The sequence below is a fragment of the Paraclostridium benzoelyticum genome (assembly GCF_001006285.1).
GTDB lineage: Bacteria > Bacillota > Clostridia > Peptostreptococcales > Peptostreptococcaceae > Paraclostridium > Paraclostridium benzoelyticum.
The window spans coordinates 1-4,565 of sequence record NZ_LBBT01000022.1; the positions used below are offsets into that span (position 1 = coordinate 1).

Sequence of the window (4,565 nt, forward strand, 5' to 3'; positions counted from 1 at the left end):
GATAATTTAGTATAAACATATAAAATGGATACTTTAAATATTTAAAGTATCCATTTTATGATTCTAAGATTACTGTCAATTTAATGTTACAAAATAAAATAGGAAAATATGGTATTATATAGAGAGAGATAGACAATAAGGAGTTGATCAACAATGTTAGACTTTACTTTTCACAATCCAACTAAAATAGTATTTGGAAAAGATAAAATAGAAGAATTAAATTCACTTATACCAGAGGCTGCAAGAGTTTTAGTCCTTTATGGTGGAGGAAGTATTAAAAAATTTGGAACTTTAGACAAGGTAAAAGAGGCTTTAAAAGGTCGTGAAATATTTGAATTTTCGGGTATAGAACCAAATCCAAAATATGAAACATTAATAAAAGCGGCAGAATTAGTTAAAAAAGAAAATATAGATTTTTTATTAGCTGTTGGTGGAGGTTCAGTAATGGACGGAACTAAGTTTGTAAACTTAGCAGCTAACTATGAAGGTGAAGACAAAACAGATTTATTAAACTATGGTTTTAAACCTGTTCCAGTTTCTAAGGGGTTACCTATAGGAACAGTGGTTACACTTCCGGCAACTGGATCAGAAATGAATGGAGGAGCGGTTATTTCTTACAATGGAGGTAAATTCTCTGTTAGAAGTCCTTTATCATTCCCTACATTTTCAATATTAGACCCAACACTGACATTTACTTTGCCTAAGACACAAGTAGCAAATGGAGTAGTAGATACATATATACATGTACTAGAACAATACGCTACATATCCTGTTGATGCAAGATTTCAAGATAGAACAGCAGAAGGAATATTAAAGACGTTAATAGAAATTGGAAGAGACACTATAGATAATCCAATAGATTATGATTTAAGAGCGAATTTAGTTTGGTGCGCAACGATGGGACTTAATGGTCTTATAGCTGCAGGAGTTCCTCAAGATTGGACAACACATAAAATAGGACATGAATTAACGGCTTTATATGGAATAGATCATGCTAAAACCTTAGCAGCTATACTTCCAGCACTTTGGGAAGTTAGAAGAAATGAGAAAGGATCTAAATTAGTTCAATATGCTGAGCGCGTATGGGATATAAAAGAAGGTAGCGATGATGAAAAAATAGATATAGCAATAAGAAAAACTCGTGAGTTTTTTGAAAGCTTAGATATGCCAACTCATTTATCGGTATATGGGCTTAAAGAAGAAGATGTAGATACTGTTGTAAATTCTCTTGATTGTCATGGGATGACAAACTTATCAGAAAGAGGAGATTTGGGATTAAATATAAGCCGCAAAATAATAGAAAAAGCACTTTAATTATTTTGTTTTAAATTAAAATATTAAATTTTTCTTACAATATTGACATGTAAGTTTAATAAAAAAACATGTTAAACTTACATTAAATAGGTGTATAGATGTATATTGTAGTATAAATTTATAAAATTGTAAGGAGAGGATGATTAGATGGCTAAAAGTTTATCTCATTATTCATTCAATGATGATTTAACAATCAGAAATTATTTAGCATTAATGACATGCATTATAAATCCAAGAATGACTCAATCAAAGGCTGTAAAGTTATTTGAAATTAATTGTAAAGGTGATAAAAGAAGAAAATAAATACAGATAATGATAATGTTTAAGTTTTTAGAAGGTAAATAAAGTTTTAATTTAAAATTAATACGGGGTATTCTATTAAGTTTTAATCGTTATAGTTTTATAAATTTAAAACTATCTTACAGATTAGCTTAGTTAAATATATAAATGAATTGAAAAAACTGAAGATAGTCTATCTAGTGATTAGGTAGACTATCTTTAGTTTTTGTTAAAAAGTTAAAATTTAATTGATTTTATGTTCAATATGCGCTATATAATTTTATTAAGGATGTAAATATACTTAAAATTAAATTAGATTAGGATGGTGTAGGTATGAAAGTATTGTTAGTCAATGGAAGTCCAAATAAAAATGGATGTACATACACAGCATTAGAGGAAGTTTCAAAAGCACTAGAAGCAAGTGGAATAGATACAGAAATTTTTCACATAGGTAATAAACCTGTAGGAGGATGTATAGGATGTCGTTCATGTAAAAATACAGGTAAGTGCTTCATGAATGATGGAGTTAATGATTTTGTAGAAAAGGCAAAGTATGCAGATGGATTTGTATTTGGATCACCTGTTTATTATGCATCTGCAGCAGGATCATTAGTATCTTTTTTAGATAGAGTATTTTATAGCGGAGGAAAATACATGGCATTTAAGCCAGGTGCTTCAGTAGTTAGTGCCAGAAGAGCAGGAACTACTGCTACACTTGATCAATTAAATAAGTACTTTACTATCTCTAATATGCCAATTGTTAGTTCTCAATATTGGAATATGGTCCATGGAAACACTTCAGACGAAGTAAAAAAAGATGTAGAGGGATTACAAACAATGAGAGTTCTAGGCAAAAATATGGCCTGGATAATAAAATGTATAGATATTGGTAAAAAGAATAATATAGAAAAACCAGATTTAGAAGATAGAGTACATACAAATTTTATAAGATAAAAATTATAATAAAAAAGCACTTCGAAAATGCGAAGTGCTTTTTTATATATTAGAAAGCTTTTCATCTTTATTTTTAAGTATTGTGGATATTATAAGCTTTTCTATTCCCCACATTGAAAAAGCTATAATTCCAATAATAATACCTTGATTTAGATTATATGCAGAAACAACAATTCCTACAACTATGCATGCAAAACCATTTATTACTCCATTCACTTGATCTTTAGAGTTATAAAATAACGGAATTCTTTTATACTGTTCTATTGCTGATACTATCAGTCCATATACAATAAAAAATATACCTATAATCATTTTTATAATCATAACTTTAACCCCCTCCCTTAATTTAATCCCCTAGTTTACTAAAGCATACTATTTTAAAAATATAAAATCAACAATGTGTATATTTTTGTAACTTAATTGAAATTTTAGCTATTTTATAATATAATAAATTGGTAAATTAAATCGGCGATGGAGTTCGCCATTAAATGCATAAGATGCTAATGACTCCTACTCTTATAAATATTTAAGGGTAGGAGTCTGTTTTTTTGCAGAAAATAGACTAGGAGGATTAATTGTGAATGAATTAAAAAAACATATAAAAGAAAGTGAAGTAGTATCCATTATATTTTTAAGATGGTTTTTGCTAGCATCCATATCTGGGATTGCTGTTGGGATTGTTATATCATTTTTCTTAAAAAGCTTACAATGGGCAACAAGTACTAGAGAATCAAATCCATGGTTATTATACATGTTACCTATAGGAGGAGCTTTTGTAAGTTATTTATATTCTAAATACGGTAAAGATTCATCAAAAGGAAATAATTTAATTATTGAACGAATTAATGAGGGTGAAGGAAGGATTCCTTTTAGAATGGCACCACTTGTGTTTTTGGGAACATTTATAACCCACTTATTTGGTGGATCTGCTGGTAGAGAGGGTACTGGAGTTCAAATAGGAGCTAGCGTATCTTCTAAAATAGGGGAACTTCTAAAATTAAAAGGTATGGATTATACAATACTTATAATCAGTGGTGTAAGTAGTGGTTTTGGAGTTGTATTTGGAACACCTATCGCAGGAACTGTATTTGGGCTTGAAGTTTCAACTCTTGGTAAAATGCGATATGAAGCAATAATACCTTGTTTTATATCAAGTTATATAGGAAACTTTATAGCAGAAATTTTTAAGGTTCAGCACAGTCATTATAATATGGGAGTATCTTTAACTGGTGTTAATGTATTTTTCAAAGTTATATTATGTGCTGTTTTATTTGGACTTACTAGCAAACTTTTTGCAGAGCTTACTCATTCTTTAAAGAAGTTTTTTGCAGCCAAGATCCCAAATACATCTTTAAAAAGCTTTATAGGCGGTATTATCATTATTATTATAGTTTTAATTCTTGGAACTAGAATTTATCTTGGATTAAGTTTAGATTTATTAAGTAATACATTTAACCAGCCTATTCCTAAAGGAGCATTTATAATAAAACTTGTTTTAACATCACTTACGCTTGCTGTAGGATTCCAAGGTGGAGAGGTTACTCCATTATTTGTAATAGGAGCAACTTTAGGAAACTTACTTGCGAGTATTATCGGACTTCCTATTGAATTTTTAGCAGGGCTTGGAATGATAGGAGTATTTGCAGGAGCTACAAAAACGCCTATAGCATCTTTTATAATGGGAATTGAATTATTTGGATCCGCTAATATTGGATTTATATTCATTGCTTGTGTAATAAGTTATGTATTTGCAGGTAAAAGCGGCATATATACATCACAAGACAGTAGTCTTCTAGATAGATAAATTTTTACAAATAAAAAAAGACTGTTTCCGATACAGTCTTTAAAAGGGGGTATTTTAATATTAATACTATTATTGGGGGGATAGTATTATTAACTTGATTAATGAGGGGCATTTAAAGCCCCTCTATATATGTCCGTTCCTACTGATTGTTAATATATGTCGTTTCTTGATGTCTATGTATACAATATACTATAATAAAATATACATGTCTATA

At 29.6% G+C, this 4,565-nt stretch carries 5 protein-coding genes and 1 riboswitch; of the genes, 4 read left to right on the forward strand and 1 reads right to left on the reverse strand.

All coding sequences use genetic code 11. The features are described 5' to 3' along the window. Positions 1–153: 153 nt before the first annotated feature. The 3 genes from VN21_RS01385 to VN21_RS01390 all read left to right on the forward strand — a co-directional run bounded on the left by VN21_RS01385 (position 154) and on the right by VN21_RS01390 (position 2,547). The gene (locus VN21_RS01385; RefSeq protein ID WP_046821688.1) at positions 154–1,314 is read left to right on the forward strand and encodes an iron-containing alcohol dehydrogenase; all 1,161 of its coding nucleotides are present in this window, start codon (positions 154–156) and stop codon (positions 1,312–1,314) included. A gap of 147 nt (positions 1,315–1,461) precedes the next feature. Further along, a complete protein-coding gene (locus VN21_RS18530) occupies positions 1,462–1,617 on the forward strand; it encodes a hypothetical protein (RefSeq protein WP_161794363.1) in 156 nt (51 codons plus the stop codon). 309 nt (positions 1,618–1,926) lie between these two features. Next, on the forward strand, positions 1,927–2,547 hold the full coding sequence (locus VN21_RS01390) for a flavodoxin family protein (RefSeq protein WP_046821689.1): 621 nt from the start codon (positions 1,927–1,929) through the stop codon (positions 2,545–2,547). Between the two features lie 42 nt (positions 2,548–2,589). Here the strand turns inward: VN21_RS01390 and VN21_RS01395 are convergent, their stop codons facing one another. Beyond that, entirely contained in the window at positions 2,590–2,871 is a 282-nt protein-coding gene (locus tag VN21_RS01395; protein WP_046821690.1) for a hypothetical protein, read from the reverse strand. Between the two features lie 134 nt (positions 2,872–3,005). Further along, a riboswitch (Fluoride riboswitch) is annotated at positions 3,006–3,067 on the forward strand. A 57-nt stretch (positions 3,068–3,124) separates the two neighbouring features. Here VN21_RS01395 and VN21_RS01400 point away from each other — a divergent pair. Continuing rightward, entirely contained in the window at positions 3,125–4,351 is a 1,227-nt protein-coding gene (locus VN21_RS01400; RefSeq protein WP_046821691.1) for a chloride channel protein, read from the forward strand. The last annotated feature ends 214 nt before the right edge of the window (positions 4,352–4,565 follow it).

What these genes read in the sequence shown, in the direction of transcription:
- VN21_RS01385 (WP_046821688.1), top strand. Translation starts at nt 154, where the DNA reads ATGTTAGACTTTACTTTTCACAATCCAACTAAAATAGTATTTGGAAAA.
- VN21_RS18530 (WP_161794363.1), top strand. Translation starts at nt 1,462, where the DNA reads ATGGCTAAAAGTTTATCTCATTATTCATTCAATGATGATTTAACAATC.
- VN21_RS01390 (WP_046821689.1), top strand. Translation starts at nt 1,927, where the DNA reads ATGAAAGTATTGTTAGTCAATGGAAGTCCAAATAAAAATGGATGTACA.
- VN21_RS01395 (WP_046821690.1), bottom strand. Translation starts at nt 2,871, where the DNA reads ATGATTATAAAAATGATTATAGGTATATTTTTTATTGTATATGGACTG.